This window comes from Streptomyces sp. NPDC003248 (assembly GCF_055563235.1).
Map to the genome: position 1 here is coordinate 1 of NZ_JBVHDT010000034.1, position 1,343 is coordinate 1,343.

Sequence of the window (1,343 nt, forward strand, 5' to 3'; positions counted from 1 at the left end):
CATATGGCCTGAGAGGTGATGCGTAGCCGTTGTGGTGAATTCAGTGATCCTATGCTGCCGAGAAAAGCCTCTAGTGAGTTGGTACACGGCCCGTACCCCAAACCGACACAGGTGGTCAGGTAGAGAATACTAAGGCGATCGAGAGAACTGTGGTTAAGGAACTCGGCAAAATGCCCCCGTAACTTCGGGAGAAGGGGGACCACGCCTGGTGATGAGTCTTGCACTCGGAGCTGGGTGGGGTCGCAGAGACCAGAGAGAAGCGACTGTTTACTAAAAACACAGGTCCGTGCGAAGTCGTAAGACGATGTATACGGACTGACGCCTGCCCGGTGCCGGAAGGTTAAGAGGACCGGTTAGCGCTTCGGCGCGAAGCTGAGAATTTAAGCCCCGGTAAACGGCGGTGGTAACTATAACCATCCTAAGGTAGCGAAATTCCTTGTCGGGTAAGTTCCGACCTGCACGAATGGCGTAACGACTTCTCTGCTGTCTCAACCACAGACTCGGCGAAATTGCATTACGAGTAAAGATGCTCGTTACGCGCGGCAGGACGAAAAGACCCCGGGACCTTCACTATAGCTTGGTATTGGTGTTCGGTACGGTTTGTGTAGGATAGGTGGGAGACTGTGAAACTAGCACGCCAGTGTTGGTGGAGTCGTCGTTGAAATACCACTCTGATCGTATTGGACTTCTAACCTCGGACCATGATCTGGTTCAGGGACAGTGCCTGGTGGGTAGTTTAACTGGGGCGGTTGCCTCCCAAAATGTAACGGAGGCGCCCAAAGGTTCCCTCAGCCTGGTTGGCAATCAGGTGTCGAGTGCAAGTGCACAAGGGAGCTTGACTGTGAGAGTGACAGCTCGAGCAGGGACGAAAGTCGGGACTAGTGATCCGGCACCGGCAAGTGGAAGCGGTGTCGCTCAACGGATAAAAGGTACCCCGGGGATAACAGGCTGATCTTCCCCAAGAGTCCATATCGACGGGATGGTTTGGCACCTCGATGTCGGCTCGTCGCATCCTGGGGCTGGAGTAGGTCCCAAGGGTTGGGCTGTTCGCCCATTAAAGCGGCACGCGAGCTGGGTTTAGAACGTCGTGAGACAGTTCGGTCTCTATCCGCCGCGCGCGTTAGAAACTTGAGGAAGGCTGTCCCTAGTACGAGAGGACCGGGACGGACGAACCTCTGGTGTGCCAGTTGTTCCGCCAGGAGCACTGCTGGTTGGCTACGTTCGGAAGGGATAACCGCTGAAAGCATCTAAGCGGGAAGCCTGTTCCAAGATGAGGTTTCTCTCCCACTTGATGGGTTAAGGCCCCCTACAGACCATGGGGTTGATAGGCCGGAACTGGAAGC

The 1,343-nt window shown here is 55.2% G+C and carries 1 rRNA gene; it reads left to right on the forward strand.

The annotated features are described in order from the left end of the window. Positions 1-1,343: ribosomal RNA gene (locus tag ACZ3KJ_RS35250) — 23S ribosomal RNA — on the forward strand; the annotation flags it as partial.